This window comes from Streptomyces sp. NPDC088762, assembly GCF_044750905.1.
Lineage (GTDB): Bacteria > Actinomycetota > Actinomycetes > Streptomycetales > Streptomycetaceae > Streptomyces.
Genome location: NZ_JBIVKT010000013.1, coordinates 77961 through 100997 on the forward strand (window position 1 = coordinate 77961; position 23037 = coordinate 100997).

A 23037-nucleotide genomic window follows, 5' to 3' on the forward strand; every position below is an offset into this window, starting at 1 on the left:
CATCCGGATGGAGGCATACCGCACCACGATAACGGGTATCGGAGCGGGGCTAAAAACCGAGCAGGTCAGACCGCCCGTGAGGGGTGGTCTGACCTGTCCGGAAGCTGAGTCTCAGAAGAGGTGGATCAGTTCTTCTGGATCTGGTCGAAGCTGAGCTCGACCGGGGTCTCGCGGCCGAAGATCTCGACGAGACCCTTGACCTTCTTCGAGTCCGGGTTGATCTCGTTGATCGTCGCCTGCAGCGTCGCGAACGGGCCGTCGGTGACGGTGACCGAGTCGCCGACCTCAAAGTCCAGGACCTCGATGGTGCGCTTGACGGCGGGCGCGGGCAGACCGGCGGCCTCCGCGGCGGCCTTCTCGGCCTTCTCCTTGGCCTCCGGCGCGAGCATCTTGACGATCTCGTCCAGGGTCAGCGGGTACGGGTCGTACGCGTTGCCCACGAAGCCGGTGACGCCAGGCGTGTTGCGGACGACGCCCCAGGACTCGTTCGTCAGATCCATGCGGACGAGAACGTAACCGGGCAGCTTGTTCTGCCGGACGTTCTTGCGCTCGCCGTTCTTGATCTGGACGATCTCTTCCTCGGGCACCTCGGCCTGGTAGATGAACTCCTCGACGTTCAGCGAGACGGCGCGCTGCTCCAGGTTGGCCTTCACGCGCTTCTCGTAGCCGGCGTAGGTGTGGATCACGTACCACTCGCCGGGGAGCACGCGCAGCTCGTCGCGCAGGGCCTGGATGGGGTCGACGGGCTCGGCGGGCTCGGCCTCGGCGGCCTCTTCGGCCTCCTCGTCGGCCGCGGCCTCGACGTCGCCCTCTTCGTCGGCGTCGTCCGCTTCCTCGGCGTCGTCGGCAGCCGCCTCGACCTCGGCGTCGTCCTCGATCTCGGCGTCGGCCTCGGTCTCGTCCTCAACGTGCAGCGCGGCCTCTTCGGCGGCGCCACCCGCCTCGGTGTCGGCGAGCTCTGCCTCGTCGGGGTCCACAGCGTCTGCCGCCTCGACGATGTCGAGCTCGTCCTCGACGGACTCGACGGAGTCGTGGCTCGCGTTCAGGTTCGGGTCAGACACGGTGGCTGCTTCTTCCTGGATACAAAAGGTGGTGGAACATGCGAAAACGGGCGGCACCCATCAAGGCGCCGCCCTCCGCGGGGATCAGCCGAAGACGAACTTGATGGCTTCCTGGAACCCATAGTCAATCACGGTCACCAGACCGATCATGATGACCACGAAGACAATCACCACGGTGGTGTACGTCGTGAGCTGGTTGCGAGTGGGCCATACAACCTTGCGGAGTTCCGCGACGATCTGGCGGTAGAACAGCGCGAGCCGGCCCAGAGGACCCTTCTTGCCGCGCTTACCGCCCTTGCGGGCCTTCTTCTCGCGGGTCTCGTCCTCGGCGTCAGGCATGTCGATGGAGCCCAGGGCGTCCGTCACGTCTCTCACCTGAATCCGGGTCGTGGCCGTACCGCGCCCGGTTGCGCCGCACGGCGTTGCATCGAAGTACGTACCTGCGCACACACATCCGAGAAGGAGTGTGGAGCAGGGCCGGAGGGACTCGAACCCCCAACCGCTGGTTTTGGAGACCAGTGCTCTACCAATTGAGCTACGACCCTTTGCGTCCCCCAACCTACCGCATCCGGGCGGGTGCACGGAGTGCTCACGCTCTGGAGCGGCTGGCGAGGTCCAACGACAGGTGAGTGTACGTGAACCGGGCCCTGACGTCGAACAGAACCCGACCCGCCATCCCCCGGTCCGGTAACTGAAACGGTGTGCGGCGCTTCTGGGCCGTCTGGGACGATTGCTCGCATGACCTCTGCAACGCCTTCCTCCGAGCGCCGCGTCTCCGCCCGTATCGGCGCCATTTCCGAGTCCGCCACCCTCGCCGTCGACGCCAAGGCCAAGGCCCTCAAGGCCGCCGGGCGCCCGGTGATCGGCTTCGGCGCGGGCGAGCCCGACTTCCCGACCCCGGACTACATCGTCGAGGCCGCGGTCGAGGCCTGCCGCAACCCGAAGTACCACCGCTACACGCCGGCCGGCGGCCTGCCCGAGCTCAAGGCCGCGATCGCCGCGAAGACCCTGCGCGACTCCGGCTACGAGGTCGACGCCTCGCAGGTCCTGGTCACCAACGGTGGCAAGCAGGCGATCTACGAGGCCTTCGCGGCCATCCTGGACCCGGGCGACGAGGTCATCGTCCCGGCCCCGTACTGGACCACCTACCCGGAGTCGATCCGCCTCGCCGGCGGTGTCCCGGTCGAGGTCGTCGCCGACGAGACCACCGGTTACCGCGTCTCCGTCGAGCAGCTCGAAGCGGCGCGCACCCCGCGCACGAAGGTCGTCCTCTTCGTCTCCCCGTCCAACCCGACGGGCGCCGTCTACTCCGAGGCGGAGACCGAGGCCATCGGCCGCTGGGCCGTCGAGCACGGTCTGTGGGTCCTGACGGACGAGATCTACGAGCACCTGGTTTACGGCGACGCCACCGCCGCCTCCCTCCCCGCGGTCCTGCCCGAGCTGCGCGACAAGTGCATCGTGGTCAACGGTGTCGCCAAGACGTACGCGATGACGGGCTGGCGGGTCGGCTGGATCATCGCCCCGAAGGACATCATCAAGGCCGCGACGAACCTGCAGTCGCACGCCACCTCCAACGTCTCCAACGTCGCCCAGGTCGCGGCCCTGGCCGCGGTGTCCGGCAACCTGGACGCGGTGGCGGCGATGCGCACGGCCTTCGACCGCCGCCGCCAGACGATGGTGCGGATGCTGAACGAGATCGACGGCGTCTTCTGCCCGACGCCGGAGGGCGCCTTCTACGCGTACCCCGCGGTGAAGGACATCCTCGGCAAGGAGATCCGCGGCAAGCGGCCGCAGACCTCCGCCGAGCTCGCGGCCCTGATCCTCGACGAGGTCGAGGTCGCGGTCGTCCCGGGCGAGGCCTTCGGCACCCCGGGCTACCTCCGCCTCTCGTACGCCCTGGGCGACGAGGACCTGGTCGAGGGCGTCTCCCGCATCCAGAAGCTCCTCGCCGAGGCCAAGGCCTAGGCCTGACGCGCCCCGCAGCACCACCCCCGAGCGGCGTCTCCCCCACCTGGGGCGGCGCCGCTCCGGCACGTCCGGCCCCCGGCACGGCACCACCCCTGGGACTCCGCCCCGCACCCGCCTACCGGACCGGCCACCTCCAGCCCCGCCGACGCTTGAGACGCAGGCCCCGGGGCAGAACCCCGATCTCGCACCCGCACCCGCATACCGGACCAGCCACATCCAGCCCCGCCGACGCTTGACGCGCAGGGCCCGGGGCAGAGCCCCGATCTCGCACCCGCACCCGCCTACCGGACCGGCCACATCCAGCCCCGCCGGTGTTTGAGGCGCGGGTACGGGCAGCGCCCGGGAGGAGGCCCCGCGCAGCGGCACCACCCCCACCCCGGCCCCCGCTCGCCCGTTCGAGCAAGCCCCCAATAGGTAAAACGACCTCCCGCCCAGCGCAGCGGTACGGCAGGATCACCGGATGGAGCACGCACGCGACCTCACGCTTCTGCCAAAGGCCCATCTCCACCTGCACTTCACCGGCTCGATGCGCCCATCGACCCTCCTGGAGCTGGCCGACAAGTACGGCGTCCGCCTCCCGGACGCCCTCACCGCCGGCGAGCCCCCCAAGCTCCGCGCCACCGACGAGCGCGGCTGGTTCCGCTTCCAGCGTCTCTACGACGCCGCCCGCTCCTGCCTGCGCGAGCCCGAGGACATCCGCCGCCTCGTGCGCGAGGCCGCGGAGGAGGACGTACGGGACGGCAGCGGCTGGCTGGAGATCCAGGTGGATCCCACCTCCTACGCGCCCCTCCTCGGCGGGATGATCCCGGCCGTCGAGATCATCCTCGACGCCGTCGACTCCGCCTCCCGCGAGACCGGCCTCGGGATGCGGGTGCTCATCGCCGCCAACCGCATGAAGCACCCCCTCGACGCCCGCACCCTCGCCCGCCTCGCCGTCCGCTACGCCGACCGCGGCATCGTCGGCTTCGGGCTCTCCAACGACGAGCGCCGCGGCATGGCCCGCGACTTCGACCGGGCCTTCGCGATCGCCCGCGAGGGTGGCCTCCTCGCCGCCCCGCACGGCGGCGAGCTCACCGGCCCCGCCTCCGTCCGGGACTGCCTCGACGATCTGCACGCCTCGCGCATCGGGCACGGCGTACGGGCCGCCGAGGACCCGCGCCTGCTCAAGCGCCTCGCGGACCGGCAGATCACCTGCGAGGTGTGCCCGGCCTCCAACGTCGCCCTCGGGGTCTACGAGCGCCCCGAGGACGTCCCGCTCCGCACCCTCTTCGAGGCCGGGGTGCCCCTGGCGCTGGGCGCGGACGACCCGCTGCTCTTCGGGTCACGGCTGGCGGCGCAGTACGAGATCGCCCGCCGCCACCACGCCTTCACGGACGCGGAGCTCGCCGAGCTGGCCCGCCAGTCGGTGCGCGGTTCGGCCGCACCCGCCGACGTACAGGCCAAGCTGCTGGCCGGGATCGACCACTGGCTCACCGGGTGAGCCGCAGGTCCCCCTCGTAGCAGTCGGCGCGCACCCGGCCCCCGTCGGGGAAGCCGATCTCCAGGTGGGTGCGGCCCTGCTCGGGCAGGGCGAACTCGGCGACCGAGGTGACGGTCTCGCCGAGGTGCCGCAGGAAGGGGTGGTCGCCGAGGTCCTCGCCGACCTCGATGCGGCCCCACTCCCCCATGTCGTACGGCTCGTGGGGCGCGGCGGATTCGACGATCAGACACTGGTCGGAGCCGGTGGTGATGCGGATGGAGTCCCCGACGCTGTCGATCAGCCAGACGTCGAGGGGAGCCTCGGAGCGCTCGCCGTCACTGATGTGCCAGGACGCGACGACTCGGCTGAGCGTGCGCCCCACGAGGCGGGTCGGGTCCGTACCGGCTCCGTGCAGGGGACAGAGCATGGGCGGCCGGGGCTCCTCAGATGCTGACGCCGACCGTCACCGGTTCGTTGACCAGGGTGACGCCGAAGGCCTCGTGGACGCCCGCGACGACCTCGCGGGCCAGGGCGAGGAGGTCCTCGGTGGTGGCCGTGCCGCGGTTGGTGAGGGCGAGGGTGTGCTTGGTGGAGATGCGGGCGGGGCCGGTGCCGTAGCCCTTGGTGAAGCCGGCCTTGTCGATCAGCCAGGCGGCGCTGGTCTTCGTACGTCCGTCGCCGGCGGGGTAGGCGGGCGGGGCCGTGTCGGGGCCGAGGCGGTCCTGGACGCGGGCGAGGAAGGCGGCGTAGGCCTCGTCGGTCAGGATCGGGTTGTGGAAGAAGGAGCCGGCGGACCAGGTGTCGTGGTCGGCGGGGTCGAGGACCATGCCCTTGCCGGCGCGCAGGCGCAGTACGGTCTCGCGGGCGGCGGCGGCCGGGACCCGGTCGCCGGCCTCGACGCCGAGGGCGCGGGCGGTCTCGGGGTACTTGATCGGCGCCGACAGCCCGCCGGCGTCCTCGAGGGCGAAGCGGACGCGCAGGACGACGTAGCGCTCGGGGTGGTCCTTGAAGGTGCTGTTGCGGTACCGGAAGGCGCACTCGTCGGCGGTGAGGGTGACCGTCTCGCCGGTGGTGCGGTCGTAGGCGACGACCTCGGTGATGGTGTCGCAGACCTCCTGGCCGTACGCACCGACGTTCTGGATCGGGGTGGCACCGGCGGAGCCGGGAATTCCGGCGAGGCACTCGATCCCGGCGAGGCCTGCTTCGACGGTGCGGGCGACGGCGTCGCTCCAGTTCTCGCCGGCGGCGAGCTCCAGGGTGGTGCCGTCGAGGGTGAAGCCGGTGGTCGCGATGCGCAGGGCGGTGCCGTCGAAGCCCTTGTCGCCGATGACCAGGTTGCTGCCGCCGCCGATGACCAGGAGCGGGGTGCCGCTCTCGTCGGCGGCCCGGACGGCGGCGACCACCTCGGCGTCGGTGGTCGCGGTGACCAGGCGGGCGGCGGGGCCACCGAGGCGGAAGGTGGTCAGCGGGGCGAGGGGGGCGTCGTGGAGTTCCTGCACGTGGACAAGAGTACGGTCCGTGCCCCTCGCATCCCGGCGGGGCCACGGACCGTGGCTCAGTGGTCCGACTTCTGCTCGGCGAGTCGCCGCTCGGCCTCGGCCCAGGTGAGGGGCAGCTCGGAGGCCCGTACGGTCCAGAAGGTGAAGCCCGACTCCTTCATGTACGCGCTCGCGGCGCGCGAGCTGGAGCGGTGGGGCTCACTGCGGGCGAACCGGTAGAGCGCGTCGCGGTCCTCCCAGGCGGAGAGGGTCAGGAAGGTCCGGCTGAAGACGCGTGCCCGCAGGGCGACTCCGTGGGCGCCGGGGGCCTTGCGTATCTGGCCGATGATGCCGGGGGCCTTGAGGAAGAACGTGACGGCCCCGGCGAGGGTGGCGGTCTCGAAGCGGGAGGCCATGACGTACACCTCGGCGTCGGGGGCGGCCTGGGTGGGGGTGGACCACGGGATGTCGGGCATGGCGAGCGCTCCTTCGTGACCGGGTGTCAGGATCGATGGCGATGGTAATAGGCGCAGTGCATGTTTGGGTAGTACATTGCGGGGAGATCAGCCCAGGGTGGGGACCTTGGCCACGGCCGGTGTGGTGGCGGCGACGGGGGCGGGCGAGGCCTTGGGCTTGCGCGGGAGGAGCAGGGCGAGGCCCGCGGCGAGGGCCACCGCTGCGGCTCCGATCCACAGGGCCGGGACGGTGCCGTCGGTGAAGGCCCGGGGGGACTCGTAGCCGCCCTGGGCGGAGAAGACCGAGGCCAGGACGGCGACGCCGAGGGCTCCGCCGACCTCGCGCAGGGCGTTGTTGGCACCGGAGGCCTTGCCCTGGTCGGCGGGGGCCACGGTGGACATCAGGACGTTGGCGGCGGGGGCGAAGTAGAGGGCCATGCCGATCCCGCTGAGGATCAGCGGCGGCAGCTGGGCCGCGTACGAGACGTCCGTGCTCAGGATGGCGGCGAACCAGCCGAGGCCGAGGGCTTGGAGCGCGAGCCCGGCGGCGACGACCGGCCGGCCGCCGATGCGGTCGGAGAGGATGCCGGCGAACGGGGCGACGATCATCGGCATGCCGGTCCAGGGGAGCATCCGCAGGCCGGCCTCGGTGGGCGAGTAGCCGGCGACGCCCTGGAGGAACTGGCTGAGCAGGAAGATCGAACCGAACATGCCGAGGAACATCAGCAGGCTGGCCAGGTTGATCCCGAGGAAGCCGCGGTCGCGGAAGAGCCGCATGGGGAGCATCGGGTCGGCGTTGTGGATGCCGTGGTGGACGAAGCCGCCGACGAGTGCGGCGCCGACGATCAGGCCGGTCAGGACGGGGGCGCTGGTCCAGCCCTCGGAGTTGGCGTTGACGAGGGCGTAGACGATGCCGAAGAGACCGCCGCTGATGAGGAGGGTGCCGGGGATGTCGAGGCGGGCGGCGGGGGCGGTGGACTCGGCGAGGCGCAGACGGGCGAGCGGGATCAGGGCGAGGCCTATGGGGACGTTGAGCCAGAAGATCCACTGCCAGGAGATGTGTTCGGTCAGGCTGCCGCCGATGAGGGGGCCACTGGCGACGGCGAGGCCGGTGACGGCTCCGTAGATGCCGAGGGCCATGCCGCGGCGGGCGGCCGGGACCGCGGCGGTGAGGAGGGTCAGGGTGAGCGGCATCATGATCGCGGCGCCGACACCCTGGACGGCGCGGGCGGCGATGAGCGCGTCGATCCCGGGTGAGAGGGCGGCCGCGGCGGAGGCGCCGGTGAAGACGGCGAGCCCGGCGATGAACAGCCGACGGCGCCCGAACCGGTCCCCGAGGGCCGCACCGAACATGAGGAGGACGGCGAAGGTGAGCGTGTAGGCGTTCACCGTCCACTCCAGGTCCTCGAGCTTGCCGCCGAGATCCGCGCGGATGGCGGGCAGGGCGGTGGTGACGACGAGGTTGTCCAGGGCGGCCATGAAGCTGGCGACGCCGGTGAGGATGAGGGCCCAGACTGCGGGGCCGCGGAGTTTGGTGTCGGGGCTGGTGTCGTGCTTGGTCATGGTTCCCCCAGCGGTCGTATGTGCTCTGATTAGTTATTGATGACTAACTTTCCCGCGCATGCGGAGCCACGCGCCGGACGGGCGGCCCGCACGTGCTCCCGCAGGCGCTCACGCGCCCGCTCGCTCACTTCTCCAGGCGGCCCTTGACCCTAGCCTCGGGATACAGCCCCTCCCAGACCCGGTGGTCGGGCGGGAACCCCATGGCGACGAGGGTGTTGATGAGCATTCCGTACGCCATGAAGGTGGTGGTCTCACCGACATCCGCGCCGAGCGGCACGTGAACGGTGTCCCAGAGCTCCATCCAGCCCTTGCGGACGAGCTCGCCGAGCTCGTGATCGCCGGCCGCTTCGGCGGCGGCGACGGTGACGTACATCTGGAGCTGCATCTGGAGCTTGTCGGGATCCTCGGCGATGAGCCTGGTGTAGGCGTTCGCCATGGCCTGGGTGGCCTGCTCGCCCTGCAGCCCTTCGGCGGCGGCGGCGAAGACCTCACGGGTGTCGTGCAGACAGCGCTCGGCGGCGGCGAGGAACATGGCCTGCTTGTTCGGGAACAGCCGGAAGAGGTAGGGCTGCGACACCCCGACCCGCCGGGCGATCGCCTCGGTGGAGGTCCCGTAGTAACCACCGCGGGCGAACTCGTGCATCGCCGCACGGATGACGCTCTCACGTCGCTCTTCTGCGCTCATCCTTGCCATGAGTCGAAGTTAGTGCTCAATCACTAACTAAGTCAAGGAGTGCAGCAGAAGGGCGCGACTCCTTCAGGAGCCGCGCCCGCCCTGGTCTGAGGGTCACACCGCGAGTCGGGCGGTGGAGCTGCCCGTGGGGCTGGGCACGTAGGGCGCCTGCGGAACGATGACGCTGCCGTCGCCCTTCGGCAGCGGCTTGCCGTTGACGCACAGCCCCGGGGCCGCCATCGGGTCGTTGCAGTAGGAGTCCGGAACCACACCGGAGTTCGGCGGGGCCTGGGGAACCGTGACGCTGTCGTCGCCCTTCGGGAGCGGCTTGCCGTCGACGCACAGCCCCGGGGCCGCCATCGGGTCGTTGCAGTAGGAGTCCGGAACCACACCGGAGTCGGACTCCGTCGGCTCCGAAGGGTTCTCGTCCGTCTCGCCCGGGGTCACGAGCGATCCGAGCTCGTCTTCGTTCGTGGAGTCGGACACCTCGTCACCGCTGTCGTCGTCGGCCTGCACGGTGATCGCAGGCGGTGTGGCCGGGGCCGCGAACGCTCCGGTGGGCAGCAGGACGCTTCCTGCCGCCAGCGCGGACGAGGCGGTGAGCAGGGCGAGACGCAGGGTACGGGAGGTGTGGGACATGGGGAATCTCCTATGGGAGGGAGGGGGAGTGGGTCACCGGTTCCGGCTGTTCCCATGCCTCAAGTAAGCCCCGGCGGTCCCATGCGGGTCATGCCCCTGAATCGCGTGACTTGACAGCCACCCCCTGCGCGACCTCGCCGCTCGCGAGGGTCCGCCCGAAGGCTGCATCGGGGACCCGAACCCCTGATCAGGCCCTCGCGCACCCTTGGTGCCGCAGCCTGACGGGCCGCAGAAGGTGCCGCGCCCGAGGGACGGGCGCGTAGCGACCGTCGGGGCGTGCCCGCCCGGCCCAGGAGGGGCCGTCGACGCGGCCTGGACGCAGAGAAGGGGGAGCGCGTAGCGATGTGACGCGCTCCCCGCTCCTCACCCGGCCCGGGCGCCGGGGCTCAGCTCAGTTCGACCACCGCGCGGGACATGCCCAGGACCTTCTGGCCGGCGCTCATGGCAGTCAGGTCCACGCGGACGCGGTTGTCGTCCAGCTTGACGGCGACCTTGGCGGTGACCTCGATGAGGCCGCCCTGGTCGTCGTTCGGGACCACGACCGGCTTGGTGAAGCGCACACCGTACTCGACCACCGCGCCCGGGTCGCCGACCCAGTCGGTGACCACGCGGATGGCCTCGGCCATGGTGAACATGCCGTGCGCGATCACGTCCGGCAGGCCGACTTCCTTGGCGAACTTCTCGTTCCAGTGGATCGGGTTGAAGTCGCCCGAGGCGCCGGCGTAGCGGACCAGAGTGGCGCGCGTCACGGGGAAGGACGCCGCCGGGAGCTCCGTGCCGACCTCGACGTCGGCGTACTTGATCTGCGCTGCCATGTCAGGCCTCCTCGGGGGCGCGGGAGACGAGCTTCGTCCACGCGGTCACCACGTGCTCGCCGGTCTCGTCGTGGACCTCGCCGCGGATGTCGATGATGTCGTTGCCCGCGAGCGACTTCACGGCCTCGATGGTGGAGGTCACCGAGAGCCGGTCACCCGCAGTGACCGGGCGGGAGTAGGCGAACTTCTGGTCGCCGTGCACGACGCGGCTGTAGTCCAGCCCCAGCTGCGGGTCCTCGATGACCTGGCTTGCCGCAGCGAAAGTGATCGCGAACACAAAAGTCGGCGGAGCGATCACATCGGGGTGGCCGAAGGACTTGGCGGCTTCGGGGTCGGTGTAGACGGGATTGGCGTCACCCACCGCTACCGCGAATTCGCGGATCTTCTCCCGGCCGACCTCGTACGGATCGGTGGGCGGGTAGCTCCGCCCGACGAAGGACTGGTCGAGAGCCATGACTCACTACCTCCTGCTGAAGGAACATGAACGACAGAGCGCGGAAACGACACGAGGCCGCCCCCCAAAGAAGGGGACGACCTCATGACGGTGCCTGTATTCGAGACTTCGCTGGGGTCAGCGGGTCTCGCGGTGCGCGGTGTGCGAGTTGCAACGCGGGCAGTGCTTCTTCATCTCAAGACGGTCCGGGTTGTTACGCCGGTTCTTCTTGGTGATGTAGTTCCGCTCCTTGCACTCCACGCAGGCCAGCGTGATCTTCGGGCGGACGTCGGTGGCAGCCACGTGAGTGCTCCTTGACGGACTATGGGACGGATGAACGCATAAAAGAGTAGCCGATCGGGAGACCGACCCCGCAATCGGCTACTGGGTGTAGCGGCGACCGGACTTGAACCGGTGACACAGCGATTATGAGCCGCTTGCTCTACCGACTGAGCTACGCCGCTTTGATGTGATCGACTCCCCACCCGAGGGTGGGGAACCTCTCTCACCAGAGCCCCAATGCGGAATCGAACCGCAGACCTTCTCCTTACCATGGAGACGCTCTACCGACTGAGCTATTGGGGCGAGCGATGAAGACATTACACGGTTGCCCGCCGATCGCCCAAATCCTTTGCGGGGACTGGGCTCCGAGGGGGTTCCGAAGTCTTCCTTGATCAGCGTGACACGGGTTTCCCGGCCGCGCGGGGGGCGGATTGTGGGCGGGCTCACACCGCGCCGGGGCGCGCGGCGGCGCCGGAGCGCTCGGGCACCACACCAGTACGACTATTGCGCTCCTCCGTGAAGCGGGCTCCCCCGCGCCCTAGGCTCTGAGCACGCTGCGTGATCTTGGGCCGCGGGCCGCGGCCACGGCCCAGGACCGCCCGAGCCACCGCAGGAGCGCGATGTCCGACAGCCAGCCGCCGCAGCCGTTCCACTCCCCGCGCAGCGGCCGCGGTGAGGGCGGCGCGCACGGACCCGCATACGGCCCTTCCCACGGCCACGGCAGCGCGGCCGCCGCCGAGGCCACGACACTGCTGCTGGCGGGGGCCCGCCTCACGGACGGCCGGACGGTCGACGTCCGCCTCAGCGGCGGCCGGATCCAGGCAGTCGGCACCGCGGGCAGCCTCCCGGCCCCGGCCCTGTCCCGGGTGGACCTCGGCGGCTACCTGCTGCTGCCGGCCCCTGCCGAGCCCCATTCCCACGGGGACACCGCCCTGACCGCCGACGGCGAGGGGCCCGTCTCGTACACCCCCGACGAGGTCCAGCGCCGGGCCACCGAGGCCGCCCTGCTCCAGCTCGGCCACGGCGCCACCGCCGTGCGCTCGCACGTCCGCATCGGCGACGTGCACGGCCTCGGCCCCTTGGAGGCCGTCCTCCAGGCCCGCCGCTCCCTGCGCGGCCTGGCCGACCTGACCACCGTCGCCGTACCGCGGCTGCTGACCGGGGCGGCCGGCGCCGACGGGCTCGCGATGCTGCGGGACGCGGTCAAGATGGGCGCCTCCGTCATCGGCGGCTGCCCGGACCTGGACCCCGATCCGACGGGCTTCCTCGAAGCCGTACTGGAACTCGCCGACGAGCACGGCTGCCCCGTGGACCTGCACACGGACGGTGACGATCCGGCCCGCCTGGCCCGGCTCGCGGCCATGGCCGGCGGGCTCCGCCCCGGGGTGAGCATCGGCCCTTGCGGCGGGCTGTCCCGGCTCCCGCTGGACGCGGCGACCCGCGCCGCCGACCAGCTGGCCGCGGCCGGCGTACGGGTGACCTGCCTGCCCCAGGGCGACTGCGCGGCCCTGGAACGCCGCGGCCTGCGCACCGCCCCCGTACGGCTGCTGCGGGCCGCCGGGGTGCGGGTGTCGGCGGGCAGTGGGGCGCTGCGGGACGCCGGCAACCCGGTCGGCCGCGGCGACCCGCTGGAGGCCGCGTACCTGCTCGCCTCCCAGGGCGGGCTCCGGGCCGGCGAGGCGTACGACTCGGTCAGCGGCGCCGCCCGCGAGGCCATGGGCCTGCCGGAGGTCCGGGTGGAGGCCGGTTTCCCGGCGGAGCTGCTCGCCGTCCGCGGGGACCACATCGCGGGCGTGCTCTCCCTCGCGTACAGCCGCATCGTGATCCACCGCGGGCGGGTGGTAGCCCGTACGAGTGCGGTGCGGGAGTACTGCGACTCCGCCGTGGCGGTGGCCCTGGACCTGCCCCGGCAGGGCCGTACGGAGCCCGGGCCCTGAAGGTTCGCCGCCCGTTCGCGGGCGTGGGCGCCCCGCTCGTCGTACGGTCGGATCATGCGCATCGTCATCGCTGGTGGACACGGTCAGATCGCGCTGCGGCTGGAGCGCCTGCTCTCCGCGCGCGGGTACGAGGTCGCGGGGATCATCCGCGACCGGGCACAGGGCGACGACCTCAGGGAGGCGGGCGCCGAACCGGTGCTCTGCGATCTGGAGTCGGCCTCGGTGGAGCATGTGGCGGGCATTCTGCAGGGCGCGGACGTGGCGGTGTTCGCGGCCGGCGCGGGCCCCGGCAGCGGCGTCGGGCGCAAGGACACCGTGGACCGGGGCGCGGCGGTGCTGTTCGCCGACGCGGCCGAACGGGCGCGCGTGCGGCGCTTCCTGATGGTCTCTTCGATGGGCGCCGACGCCCACCACGAGGGTGACGAGGTGTTCGACGTCTACCTGCGGGCCAAGGGCGAGGCCGACGACCACGTCCGCACCCGTCTGGGCCTGGAGTGGACGGTCCTGCGCCCCGGCTCGCTGATCGACGACGCGGGTACGGGCCTGGTCCGTCTGGAGGCGCAGACGGGCCCCGGGTCCGTCCCGCGCGACGAGGTGGCCGCGGTCCTGGCCGAGCTGATCGAGACCCCGGCGACGGCGGGCCTGACGCTGGAGCTGATCTCCGGTTCGACGCCGGTCCCGGTGGCCGTCAAGGCCGTGGCGGGCAACTGACGGGGTGGCGGGCTCAGAACCCGGCGCTGACCTTGTCGTCGGACCGGCCGACCGAGTCCTGCCGGTACTGGTCCTCGTAGGCCTGCCGGATCCGCTCGATGCGCGTGTTGCGCTCGTCGGCCTCCTTCTCGGGGTACAGCAGCACCACCTCGTACGAGGTCTCGTGGACGACCTTGCCGTCCTGGCCCCGCCATTGGCCGTACCCGTCGTGCAGCGTCAGCCCTTCGGGGAAGGCCGGGGTGATTTCGCGGTCCAGAAACCGCATGAACTCCTGCTGCCCGACCGGGCCCCGGCCGTCGAGGCGTTCGGTGCCGAAGTAGAGCCGGGTCTCCTGGTACGGCTCCCCCACGCTCGGATGGAGCGCGGCCCCCACCAGAGCCGGAAGCCCGGCGCCGAGCAGGGCGAGGAGCACCCCGCCGCCTACTTTCCCCCGCGTGTCAGATGTCCATTTCACCCCCGGAGAACGAACAGGAGACGCGGACGATGCGGTCGATGACCGGCACGGACGCCGAACGGGCGGCTTCGCGGCGATGGGCGCGGCGGGCGGCACTCACGCGGTCTCGAGCCACCGGCACGGATCGTTGAGGTCGGCGCGGGGTGCGACTGCATGCGAGAAGACCCCCGTTACATGTAACGGGGGTCTTACTTCGCGTGGCGGCGCCAGGGTTCGAACCTGGGTAGGCTGAGCCGGCAGATTTACAGTCTGCTCCCTTTGGCCACTCGGGCACACCGCCAAGAGTCGCTGCCATTTTCTCCGCCTTCCGGCGGCGCTCCCTGGCAACGACGTAAACGATACCTGATGTCCGGGGGTGCTTCGCCACCGGATTGATCAGCACTTCGGCCGGGTGCGGTGGCTAGGCTTTGCGGAGCGGGCCGGGGATGTCCGGCCGCGCCCTCCGGGGCGATCACAACCGACTTCAAGGAGCCACAGCACATGGCCGACTCCAGTTTCGACATCGTCTCGAAGGTCGAGCGGCAGGAGGTCGACAACGCCCTCAACCAGGCCGCCAAGGAACTCTCGCAGCGCTACGACTTCAAGGGCACCGGCGCCACGATCGCCTGGTCCGGCGACAAGATCCTGATGGAGGCGAACTCCGAGGAGCGCGTCAAGGCCGTCCTCGACGTCTTCGAGACCAAGCTCGTCAAGCGCGGGATCTCCCTGAAGGCGCTGGACGCCGGCGAGCCGCAGCTGTCCGGCAAGGAGTACAAGATCTTCGCCACGATCGAGGAGGGCATCTCCCAGGAGAACGCCAAGAAGGTCGCGAAGATCATCCGGGACGAGGGCCCCAAGGGCGTCAAGGCCCAGGTCCAGGGCGATGAGCTGCGCGTCAGCTCCAAGAGCCGTGACGACCTCCAGGGGGTCCAGGCGCTGCTCAAGGGCAAGGACCTGGACTTCGCCATCCAGTTCGTGAACTACCGCTGACCCAGCTCCGCGATCTGCCCGCACGCCGGCCCGGCGGTCTCCACCGACCGCCGGGCCGCGGCGTTCGCGGGCATGTGTGCGGGGCGTGAGCGGCGCGTGCGCCACCGCGGGCCTCTGTGTGCACTGGGCGGGGCGGAGTGCGCCCACCACGCTGGGTGGCATCCATCACCGCGTGGCAGGGGGTTCTCGCATGCCTGGGGCCGGGACGTTTCGCGCAGACTTCGGGGCGTCGGTCGTCGTCGCGCTGGTCGCCTTGCCCCTCTGTGTGGGGGTGGCCGTCGCCTCGGGGGTGCCAGCCGAGCTGGGCATCGTGACCGGGGTGGTCGGCGGGCTGGTCACCGGGTGGTTCCGGGGGAGCTCGCTCCAGGTGAGCGGGCCGGCGGCCGGGCTCACCGTGCTGGTGTGGGAGGCGGTGCAGTCGTACGGTCTGCCCGCGCTGGGGGTGCTGGTGCTGGCCGCCGGTGTGGCGCAGCTGGGCATGGGGGCGCTACGGCTCGGGCGGTGGTTCCGGGCGATCTCGGTGGCCGTCGTCCACGGGATGCTCGCCGGCATCGGGCTGGTCCTGATCGCCGGGCAGCTGTACGCCCTGGGCGGCCTGGAGGCTCCCGGGCGGACCCTGGCCAAGCTGGGCGGGGTACACGAACTCGGAGCGCAGGCCGACTGGGCCGCGGTGGCGCTCGGGGCCGGGACCGTCGCCGTCATGGCGGCCTGGCGCCGGATGCCGGAGCGGCTGCGGCTCGTACCCGGGGCGCTGGCCGGGGTGGCGGCCGCCACGGCTGTCGCGGCCCTGCTGCGGCTGCCCGTCGAGAAGGTCCGGGTGACAGGGGTGCCGGCTGCCGTGTCCCCGCCGGGCTGGGGCGACTTCGGCGTGCTGGCCTCCGTCGGCGCGATCGGGACCGTGATCGCGCTGGCGCTGATCGCCTCCGCCGAGACGCTGTTCAGCGCTGCCGCGGTGGACCGCATGCACGACGGGCCGAGGACGGATTACGACCGGGAGCTCATCGCCCAGGGGGTGGGCAACAGCGTGTGCGGGCTGCTCGGGGCGCTGCCGATGACCGCCGTCATCGTGCGCAGCGCCGCCAATGTGGAGGCCGGGGCACGCACCCGGGCGGCCAGGGTGCTGCACGGCGCCTGGCTGCTGCTGTTCGCCGTGGCGTTCCCGCAGGCGCTGGAGATCGTGCCGCTCGCCGCCCTGGCCGGGGTACTGCTGCACGCGGGCTGGAAACTGCTGCCGGCCCGGGCGGTGGCCGCACTGTGGCGGACGCACCGGGGCGAGGCCGTGGTGCTGCTGGTCACGGCCGGCGCGATCGTGGTCACGAACCTCTTCGAGGGCGTGCTGGTCGGCCTGGGGCTCGCCATCGCGAAGGCGGCCTGGGAGACCTCCCATGTGCACATCGAGGAGGTGTGGGAGGGCGAGGAGCTGCGCGTCCGGGTCGTGGGGAACGCCAGCTCCCTGCGGCTGCCCAAGCTGCTCGACGCCCTGGACGCCTTGGACGCGGAGCCGCCGGGGCGGGTGATCCGGCTCGATCTCAGCGGGCTGCGTCATCTCGACCACGCCTGTCTGACGGCCCTGGAGGGCTGGGAGCGCGCCCGGATGCCCCTTCCCGGCAAGGAGGGCGTCAGCTGAATGGTCTACCCTCCGCGCGTGGAAGCCGAACTGAAGCGAACCCTGGGCGTGTTCGACGCCGTCGTCGTCGGCCTGGGCGCGATGGTCGGCGCCGGCATCTTCGCCGCCCTCGCCCCGGCGGCGCGCGCGGCGGGCGGCGCGCTCCTCGCGGCCCTGGCGCTGGCGGCAGTCGTCGCCTATTGCAATGCCCACTCTTCGGCGCGGCTCGCCGCCCGGTACCCGTCCTCGGGCGGCACGTACGTCTACGGGCGCGAGCGGCTCGGGCCCTTCTGGGGTTATCTGGCCGGCTGGGGCTTCGTGATCGGCAAGACGGCTTCCTGCGCGGCGATGGCCCTGACCGTCGGCGCGTACGTCTGGCCGGAGCACCGGCACGCCGTGGCCGTCGCGGCGGTGGTGGCACTGACCGCCGCGAGCTACGGCGGCCTGCAGAAGTCCGCCCGGATCGCCCGGCTGATCGTGGCGGCGGTCCTGGCCGTGCTGGCCCTGGTGGTCGTCGTCTCCCTGTCGTCCGACACGGCCGGGGCGGGGCGGCTCGGCGGCTCGGACTGGGGCGCCGTCGGGTTGTTGCAGGGCGCGGGTCTGCTGTTCTTCGCCTTCGCGGGCTACGCCCGGATCACCACCCTGGGCGAGGAGGTGCGCGACCCGGAGCGGACGATCCCGAGGGCGGTGCCGCTCGCGCTGGGGATCGCGCTGCTGGTGTACGCCGCCGTGGCGGTGGCGGCTCTGTCGGTGCTCGGCGCCGGCGGGCTGGCGCGGTCGGCGGCCCCGCTGGCCGACGTGGTGCGGGCGGCCGGATGGCCCGGGCTGACCCCGGTCGTCCGGGTGGGAGCGGCCCTGGCCGCGCTGGGCTCGCTGCTGGCCCTCGTACTCGGTGTTTCGCGAACCACCTTGGCGATGGCCCGGGACGGCCATCTCCCGCGCGCGCTGGCCGCCGTACATCCCCGGCACCAGGTGCCGCACCATGCCGAGCTGGCAGTGGGTGCGGTCGTGGCGGTGCTCGCGGCCACCGCCGACCTGCGGGGCGCGATCGGTTTCTCCTCCTTCGGAGTGCTCGCCTATTACGCGATCGCGAATGCTTCTGCCTGGACTCTCGATTCAGGTGTCAAGGGTCGGGCCGTGGCAGCGGTCGGGCTGTCCGGCTGTGTGGTGCTGGCCTGCGCGCTGCCCCTCGCGTCGGCGGTCGCGGGCGCCGTGGTGCTGGCGCTGGGCGCGCTGGCCTACGGCGTGCGCGGTCGGCTCAGATCCGGGAGCTGAACTCCGCCCAGGGAGTGAGCTCCAAGTCCAGCTCCTCCCCCAGGCCGGACTCGTCGCAGAACCACGCGGTGCCCTCCAGCCAGCCGCGGAGCCAGCCGGACAGGCTCGGGGCGTCGATGGACCAGGCGAGGTCCGGCTCCCCCGGATTCGGGTCGAACAGCAGCACCTGGGCGGTTTCGGAGCGACAGTCGACGCAGGCGTACATGGCGCAGCCGAAGTCGGCTATCGGCAGCACGCCCTCCGGCCAGCGCCATCCGGAGACCCGCCGGGCCTCGTAGGTCCGCACCGCCTGACGCAGCGGCAGCAGTCCGTGCTCCGGGCCGAATCCGCCGTCTCCGACCCGGGTGTACAGCCCGGCGACGAGAGGCGGCAGGACGAAGCCGAGTATGCCCTCGGCCCGGGCGATCTCCCCGGTGCCCAGCGGCGCGGGCAGGGGCTTTCCGTGCCCGTGCGCGGAGTGGCGCGCGCGGGCTGCGACTTGCTCCAGCAACTGCTCGGTCTCGTTCATGCGTTCATGGTGACGCACACCACTGACAACCCGCCGGGCCTGTGGACAACTCAGCCGCGGACCTCGCGCTCCGCCCCGCCCCGCAGGGCGGGGTGCGGCCGAGGCATCGTCACCGAGAGGCGAACGGGGCGTCCGTCGGCACGATTTCGCGGCCCAGGGGAAGCAGGGACAGCGGGACCATCTTGAAGTTGGCGATGCCGAACGGGATGCCGATGATCGTGACGCAGAGGGCGATGCCGGTGAAGATGTGGCCCAGGGCCAGCCACCAGCCCGCCAGGAGGAGCCACAGGACGTTGCCCACGGCGGAGCCGGCGCCCGCGTCGCGCCGCTCGACCGTGGTGTAGCCGAAGGGCCAGAGCGCGTAGACGGCGATGCGGAAGGCGGCGACGCCGAAGGGGATGCCGATGACGGTGATGCAGAGGATCAGACCCGCGAGGCAGTAGCCGAGGAACAGCCAGATGCCGCTGAGGACGAGCCAGATGAGGTTGAGGATGGTCTTCACTGCCTGCGTCCTGCCATCTGTTCGAGCCGGGCGATGCGCTCGGCCATCGGGGGGTGTGTCGAGAACATCTTGGACAATCCCTCGCCCGGGCGGAAGGGGTTGGCGATCATCATGTGGCTCGCCGTCTCCAGCCGGGGCTCCGGGGGCAGCGGGAGCTGCTTGGTGCCCGCGTCGAGCTTGCGCAGGGCGCCGGCCAGGGCGAGCGGGTCTCCCGTCAGTTGGGCGCCGGAGGCGTCGGCCTCGTACTCGCGCGAGCGGCTGATCGCCAGCTGGATCACCGAGGCGGCGAGCGGGCCCAGGATCATGATCAGCAGCATGCCGAAGAGGCCGGGGCCTTCGTCGTCGTTCGAGCGGCCGACCGGGATGAGCCAGGCGAAGTTCACCAGGAACATGATCACCGAGGCGAGGGCCCCGGCGACCGACGAGATCAGGATGTCGCGGTTGTAGACGTGGCTGAGCTCGTGGCCGATGACCCCGCGCAGTTCGCGCTCGTCGAGGAGGCGCAGGATGCCCTCGGTGCAGCAGACGGCGGCGTTGCGCGGATTGCGGCCGGTGGCGAAGGCGTTGGGCGCTTCGGTGGGCGAGATGTAGAGCCGTGGCATGGGCTGGCGCGCGGACGTGGAGAGCTCGCGCACCATGCGGTAGAGCGCGGGGGCCTCGAACTCGCTGACGGGGCGCGCGCGCATCGCGCGTAGAGCCAGCTTGTCGCTGTTCCAGTACGCGTACGCATTCGTCCCGAGGGCCACGAGGACGGCGACGATCAGGCCGCCCCGGCCGAAGAGGCTTCCGATGACGATGATGAGTGCGGACAGCCCGCCGAGGAGTACGGCGGTCTTGAGCCCGTTGTGCCGGCGGTGCACGGTACGCCCTCCAGGTGGTGCGGCAGGGGAGCCCGTCATGGGTGTGAGGGTCTACGGTCCAGTGGACCCTCCCTTCCTGGTCAACGCGAGGTGACGGCGCCAGGTTCCCAGGGTGTGCCGGAGCCGCCGCCCCGGTGGCCGGGGCGGCGGGGGTTCCGCGGGCGTTACTCCGTACGGGTGGGGCGCGGCGTACGGGCTGCCGGGGGGCGGACGGGCTACTGCGGGAAGAGGCTGCCCGCGGCGAAGCGCAGGACCAGCTGCGGGGCGCCCGAGAGGACGACCGCTGTGACGGCGGTCAGGACGATCGCCGCCGTGACCGGCCAGGGGGCCGTGGTCTTCGGACGGGTCCCGGCCCCCGCAGCGGCGTCCGCGACGCCCTCCGCGACGCCCTCCGGCGCGCGGAAGAGCAGCGCCGTCCACCGCAGGTAGTAGTACAGGGCGACGACGACGTTGATCGCCATGATCACGGCGAGCCAGCCCAGGCCCGCGTCGACCGCGGAGCGGAACACGGTGACCTTGGCGAAGAGGCCGATGATGCCCGGGGGCAGGCCGGCCAGGCACAGCAGGAAGAAGGCCAGCGAGAGGGCGGCCGCCGGGCGCTCGGCGTACAGCCCGCGGTAGTCGCTGATCCGGTGCAGCGGCTTCGTACGGGCGACCAGCGCGGCCACGGCGAAGGCACCAAGGTTCACGGCGGCGTACATGAGGGCGTAGGCGACGGTGGAGCCGATCTGGTCGCGGTCGGCGTACGCGGCCGCCGCGATCGGGACCAGCAGGTAGCCGGCCTGGCCGACCGAGGACCATGCGAGCAGCCGTACGGCGCTGTTCGGGCGGTCGGCGGACTGGCGCAGCGCGGCGGCGTTGCCGAGGGTCATGGTGAGCGCGGCCAGGACGGCGAGGGCCGGGCCCCAGATCTCGGAGTACGCGGGGAAGGCGATCACCGTGACGAGGATGAGGCCGGTGAAGCCGACGGCCTTGCCGATCACCGAGAGGTAGCCGGCGATGGGCAGGGGGGCGCCGACGTACGTGTCGGGGACCCAGAAGTGGAAGGGGACGGCCGCGGTCTTGAAGGCGAAGCCGACGAGGGTGAGCGCGACGCCCGCCATGGCGAGGGTGTCGAGCTGTCCGGGGACGTCCTCGAGGCGGTCGGCGACCTGGCTCAGGTGCAGGGAGCCGGTGGCGGCGTAGACGAAGCTGACGCCCATCAGCGACACGGCGGTGGCCGTGACGGAGGACAGGAAGAACTTGAGGGCGGCCTCGGAGGAGAGCCGGTCGCCGCGGCGCATGCCGACGAGGGCGAAGGCGGGCAACGAGGCGACTTCGAGGGCGACGATCAGGGTGGCGAGGTCGCGGGAGGCGGGCAGCAGCGCCGCGCCCGCGGCGGAGGACAGCAGCAGGAACCAGTACTCGCCGGCGGGCATGCGCGCGTCGCGGACGGCGGTGACCGACAGCAGGGCGGTGACCAGGGCGCCGCCCAGTACGAGGAACTGGATGACGAGCGTGAAGTGGTCGGCGGCGTAACTGCAGGCCGCCGGGTCACCGGTGAGGCAGAAGGTGGTTCGGTCGCCGGCGCGCAGCGGCAGCAGCAGGACGGTCGCGGCGGCCAGGCCGGCCACGGAGAGCCAGCCGAGCAGCGGCTTGCGCCGTTCCGGTACGAAGAGGTCGGCGATCAGGACGACCAGGGCGACGGCGGCAGGCAGCACCACGGGGGTGATCGCGAGCCAGTCGACGCTCTGGACGAGGCTCGCGGTGCCGGCGGCCGGGGCCGCGGTCGTGACCGGTCCCGTGACGGCGGAGTGAGCGGGCAGGGCCGACAGGCCGGACAGGGCCGTCATGCGTTGCCTCCTGCGAGGAGCTTCTGGACGGCCGGATCGGTGAGGCCGAGGAGGACCGCGGGCCACAGGCCGGCGAGGACGGTGAGGGCGACGAGCGGGGTCCAGGCGGCGAACTCGTAGCGCTGGATGTCGGCGAGGGCCACGGGCGCGGCGCCCGGTGCCTTCGGGTCGCCCATGCAGACGCGCCGTACGACGACCAGCAGGTAGGCGGCGGTGAGAAGGGTGCCGAACGCCCCCATCGCCATGTAGGTGAGGAAGGCGGGGCGGGAGAGGCCCTCGGCGGGGTCGAAGGCGCCGAAGAGGGCGAGCATCTCGCCCCAGAAGCCGGCCAGGCCGGGCAGTCCCAGGGAGGCGACGGCGGCGAAGGCGAGGAAGGCGCCGAGGCGGGGGGCGCGGCCGTAGAGGGCGGCTCCCGTGGCTCCGGCGAGGGTGTCGAGGTCGGCGGTGCCGTAACGGTCCTTGAGGGCGCCGACCAGGAAGAAGAGGAGGCCGGTGATCAGGCCGTGGGCGATGTTGGCGAAGAGCGCGCCGTTGACTCCGGTGGGGGTCATGGACGCGATGCCGAGGAGCACGAAGCCCATGTGGCCGACGGAGGAGTACGCGATCAGGCGCTTGAGGTCGCCCTTGTTGCCCTTGCGGGCCAGGGAGAGGCAGGCGAGGGATCCGTAGACGATGCCGATGGCGGCGAGGGCGCCCAGGTAGGGGGCGAAGGTGGCCATGCCGTCCGGGGTGACGGGCAGCAGGATGCGGACGAACCCGTACGTGCCCATCTTGAGCAGGACGCCGGCCAGCAGGACGGATCCGACGGTGGGCGCGGCGGTGTGGGCGTCCGGCAGCCAGCTGTGCAGCGGCCACATCGGGGTCTTCACGGCGAGGCCGATGCCGATGGCGAGGACGGCCAGGAGCTGGGTGGTGCGGCTCAGACCGCGCCCGTTGTCAGAGGCGAGTGCCACCATGTCGAACGTGCCGCTCTTCAGTCCGATCAGCAGCAGACCGAGCAGCATGACCACGGAGCCGAGGAGGGTGTAGAGGATGAACTTCCAGGCGGCGGCCTGCCGCTGAGCACCGCCCCAGCGGGCGATGAGGAAGTACATCGGGATGAGGACCATCTCGAAGGCGAGGAAGAAGAGCAGCAGGTCGAGGACGGCGAAGGTCGCGAGGGTGCCGGATTCGAGGACGAGCAGCAGCGCGACGAAGGCCTTCGGGGAGGGGCCTGCGGGGAGCTTGAAGTAGCTGTAGAGCGCGCAGAGGAAGAACAGCAGCGCGGTCATCAGGAGGAGGGGGAGCGAGATGCCGTCGATGCCGAGGTGGATCCGGACGTTCAGCGCCTGGATCCAGCTGATGTCCGTCGTCGCCTGGAAGCGGGACGGGGCGTCGTGGTCGAAGCCCAGGGTGAGGGCGATCGCCGCGGCGAGGATGACACCGGTGACGGTCACGCCGTGGCGGAGCACGGCCTGTTCGGGGCTGCGGCCCTTGAGCCCGGGCGGGGGCGGCAGGAGGGCCGCGGCCGCGGCGAGGAGCGGGGCGACCACGATGAACGCCAGAAGGAACTGCATC

General features: G+C 71.6%; 24 protein-coding genes and 4 tRNA genes. 7 read left to right on the plus strand and 21 right to left on the minus strand.

The annotated features are described in order from the left end of the window. Positions 1-125: 125 nt before the first annotated feature. The 3 genes from nusG to ACIP5M_RS26170 all read right to left on the minus strand — a co-directional run bounded on the left by nusG (position 126) and on the right by ACIP5M_RS26170 (position 1606). Positions 126-1061, minus strand: coding sequence for a transcription termination/antitermination protein NusG (gene nusG / locus ACIP5M_RS26160; protein ID WP_401201305.1), 936 nt, complete (start codon positions 1059-1061; stop codon positions 126-128). A gap of 84 nt (positions 1062-1145) precedes the next feature. Further along, entirely contained in the window at positions 1146-1427 is a 282-nt protein-coding gene (secE, locus tag ACIP5M_RS26165; protein ID WP_030825982.1) for a preprotein translocase subunit SecE, read from the minus strand. 106 nt (positions 1428-1533) lie between these two features. Continuing rightward, a tRNA-Trp gene (locus ACIP5M_RS26170) sits at positions 1534-1606 on the minus strand. Positions 1607-1799: 193 nt separating this feature from the next. On the opposite strand from ACIP5M_RS26170, the gene ACIP5M_RS26175 reads away from it, so the two are divergent. Together ACIP5M_RS26175 and ACIP5M_RS26180 are read left to right on the plus strand one after the other, a co-directional pair. Next, entirely contained in the window at positions 1800-3026 is a 1227-nt protein-coding gene (locus ACIP5M_RS26175) for a pyridoxal phosphate-dependent aminotransferase (RefSeq protein ID WP_401201307.1), read from the plus strand. Positions 3027-3489: 463 nt separating this feature from the next. Then, positions 3490-4509 carry an adenosine deaminase gene (locus ACIP5M_RS26180; protein WP_401201309.1) on the plus strand — a complete coding sequence of 340 codons (1020 nt, stop codon included), beginning with the start codon at positions 3490-3492 and terminating at the stop codon, positions 4507-4509. Here the strand turns inward: ACIP5M_RS26180 and ACIP5M_RS26185 are convergent. The 11 genes from ACIP5M_RS26185 to ACIP5M_RS26235 all read right to left on the minus strand — a co-directional run bounded on the left by ACIP5M_RS26185 (position 4499) and on the right by ACIP5M_RS26235 (position 11129). Further along, positions 4499-4915: a hypothetical protein gene (locus ACIP5M_RS26185; RefSeq protein WP_401201311.1), complete on the minus strand. Its 417-nt coding sequence runs from the start codon at positions 4913-4915 to the stop codon at positions 4499-4501. The two genes, ACIP5M_RS26180 and ACIP5M_RS26185, sit on opposite strands and share 11 nt — an antisense overlap. Positions 4916-4931: 16 nt before the next feature. Then, on the minus strand, positions 4932-6047 hold the full coding sequence (locus ACIP5M_RS26190) for a UDP-N-acetylmuramate dehydrogenase (RefSeq protein ID WP_401201489.1): 1116 nt from the start codon (positions 6045-6047) through the stop codon (positions 4932-4934). After that, positions 6044-6442 carry a DUF3291 domain-containing protein gene (locus ACIP5M_RS26195; protein ID WP_401201313.1) on the minus strand — a complete coding sequence of 133 codons (399 nt, stop codon included), beginning with the start codon at positions 6440-6442 and terminating at the stop codon, positions 6044-6046. Before ACIP5M_RS26195 ends, ACIP5M_RS26190 begins: the two co-directional genes overlap by 4 nt. A gap of 87 nt (positions 6443-6529) precedes the next feature. Next, positions 6530-7984 (minus strand): DHA2 family efflux MFS transporter permease subunit, encoded by a 1455-nt coding sequence (locus ACIP5M_RS26200; protein WP_401201315.1) that lies wholly within the window; start codon positions 7982-7984, stop codon positions 6530-6532. Positions 7985-8108: 124 nt separating this feature from the next. Then, complete coding sequence (locus ACIP5M_RS26205; protein ID WP_401201317.1) at positions 8109-8678, minus strand: TetR/AcrR family transcriptional regulator; 570 nt, start codon at positions 8676-8678, stop codon at positions 8109-8111. A 93-nt stretch (positions 8679-8771) separates the two neighbouring features. Further along, positions 8772-9296, minus strand: coding sequence for a hypothetical protein (locus tag ACIP5M_RS26210; protein WP_401201318.1), 525 nt, complete (start codon positions 9294-9296; stop codon positions 8772-8774). Positions 9297-9682: 386 nt separating this feature from the next. Further along, the gene (locus ACIP5M_RS26215) at positions 9683-10111 is read right to left on the minus strand and encodes a MaoC family dehydratase (protein ID WP_401201319.1); all 429 of its coding nucleotides are present in this window, start codon (positions 10109-10111) and stop codon (positions 9683-9685) included. A gap of 1 nt (position 10112) precedes the next feature. Further along, positions 10113-10565, minus strand: a complete 453-nt coding sequence (locus ACIP5M_RS26220; RefSeq protein WP_401201321.1) for a MaoC family dehydratase N-terminal domain-containing protein — start codon at positions 10563-10565, stop codon at positions 10113-10115. Positions 10566-10682: 117 nt separating this feature from the next. Continuing rightward, complete coding sequence (gene rpmG / locus ACIP5M_RS26225) at positions 10683-10847, minus strand: 50S ribosomal protein L33 (protein ID WP_003956487.1); 165 nt, start codon at positions 10845-10847, stop codon at positions 10683-10685. An 88-nt stretch (positions 10848-10935) separates the two neighbouring features. Beyond that, positions 10936-11008: transfer RNA gene (locus ACIP5M_RS26230), tRNA-Met, on the minus strand. Between the two features lie 48 nt (positions 11009-11056). Further along, positions 11057-11129, minus strand: a tRNA-Thr gene (locus ACIP5M_RS26235). A gap of 317 nt (positions 11130-11446) precedes the next feature. Between ACIP5M_RS26235 and ACIP5M_RS26240 the strand changes: the two genes are divergently transcribed. Together ACIP5M_RS26240 and ACIP5M_RS26245 are read left to right on the plus strand one after the other, a co-directional pair. Further along, entirely contained in the window at positions 11447-12763 is a 1317-nt protein-coding gene (locus ACIP5M_RS26240) for an amidohydrolase family protein (RefSeq protein ID WP_401201322.1), read from the plus strand. Between the two features lie 54 nt (positions 12764-12817). Next, positions 12818-13474 (plus strand): SDR family oxidoreductase, encoded by a 657-nt coding sequence (locus ACIP5M_RS26245; protein WP_401201323.1) that lies wholly within the window; start codon positions 12818-12820, stop codon positions 13472-13474. A 13-nt stretch (positions 13475-13487) separates the two neighbouring features. On the opposite strand, the gene ACIP5M_RS26250 is transcribed toward ACIP5M_RS26245, so the two are convergent. Continuing rightward, positions 13488-13886 carry a DUF3574 domain-containing protein gene (locus tag ACIP5M_RS26250; protein ID WP_401201324.1) on the minus strand — a complete coding sequence of 133 codons (399 nt, stop codon included), beginning with the start codon at positions 13884-13886 and terminating at the stop codon, positions 13488-13490. 240 nt (positions 13887-14126) lie between these two features. Continuing rightward, a tRNA-Tyr gene (locus ACIP5M_RS26255) sits at positions 14127-14208 on the minus strand. Between the two features lie 200 nt (positions 14209-14408). On the opposite strand from ACIP5M_RS26255, the gene ACIP5M_RS26260 reads away from it, so the two are divergent. The 3 genes from ACIP5M_RS26260 (at position 14409) to ACIP5M_RS26270 (ending at position 17778) form a co-directional block, all read left to right on the plus strand. Continuing rightward, a complete protein-coding gene (locus tag ACIP5M_RS26260) occupies positions 14409-14897 on the plus strand; it encodes a YajQ family cyclic di-GMP-binding protein (protein WP_401201326.1) in 489 nt (162 codons plus the stop codon). Positions 14898-15087: 190 nt separating this feature from the next. Next, on the plus strand, positions 15088-16524 hold the full coding sequence (locus ACIP5M_RS26265; protein WP_401201327.1) for a SulP family inorganic anion transporter: 1437 nt from the start codon (positions 15088-15090) through the stop codon (positions 16522-16524). Next, positions 16525-17778, plus strand: a complete 1254-nt coding sequence (locus ACIP5M_RS26270; RefSeq protein WP_401201329.1) for an APC family permease — start codon at positions 16525-16527, stop codon at positions 17776-17778. Here the strand turns inward: ACIP5M_RS26270 and ACIP5M_RS26275 are convergent. From ACIP5M_RS26275 to ACIP5M_RS26295, 5 genes are all read right to left on the minus strand, one after another. After that, positions 17762-18286, minus strand: coding sequence for an SMI1/KNR4 family protein (locus ACIP5M_RS26275; protein WP_401201331.1), 525 nt, complete (start codon positions 18284-18286; stop codon positions 17762-17764). The genes ACIP5M_RS26270 and ACIP5M_RS26275 overlap by 17 nt on opposite strands. Positions 18287-18395: 109 nt before the next feature. Then, positions 18396-18788, minus strand: coding sequence for a YccF domain-containing protein (locus ACIP5M_RS26280; RefSeq protein ID WP_401201333.1), 393 nt, complete (start codon positions 18786-18788; stop codon positions 18396-18398). Then, complete coding sequence (gene htpX, locus ACIP5M_RS26285; protein ID WP_401201491.1) at positions 18785-19648, minus strand: zinc metalloprotease HtpX; 864 nt, start codon at positions 19646-19648, stop codon at positions 18785-18787. Before htpX ends, ACIP5M_RS26280 begins: the two co-directional genes overlap by 4 nt. Before the next feature lie 215 nt (positions 19649-19863). Next, complete coding sequence (locus ACIP5M_RS26290; protein WP_401201334.1) at positions 19864-21480, minus strand: NADH-quinone oxidoreductase subunit N; 1617 nt, start codon at positions 21478-21480, stop codon at positions 19864-19866. Continuing rightward, complete coding sequence (locus ACIP5M_RS26295; RefSeq protein WP_401201492.1) at positions 21477-23036, minus strand: NuoM family protein; 1560 nt, start codon at positions 23034-23036, stop codon at positions 21477-21479. The genes ACIP5M_RS26290 and ACIP5M_RS26295 overlap by 4 nt, the downstream gene beginning before the upstream one ends. Between the last annotated feature and the right edge of the window lies 1 nt (position 23037).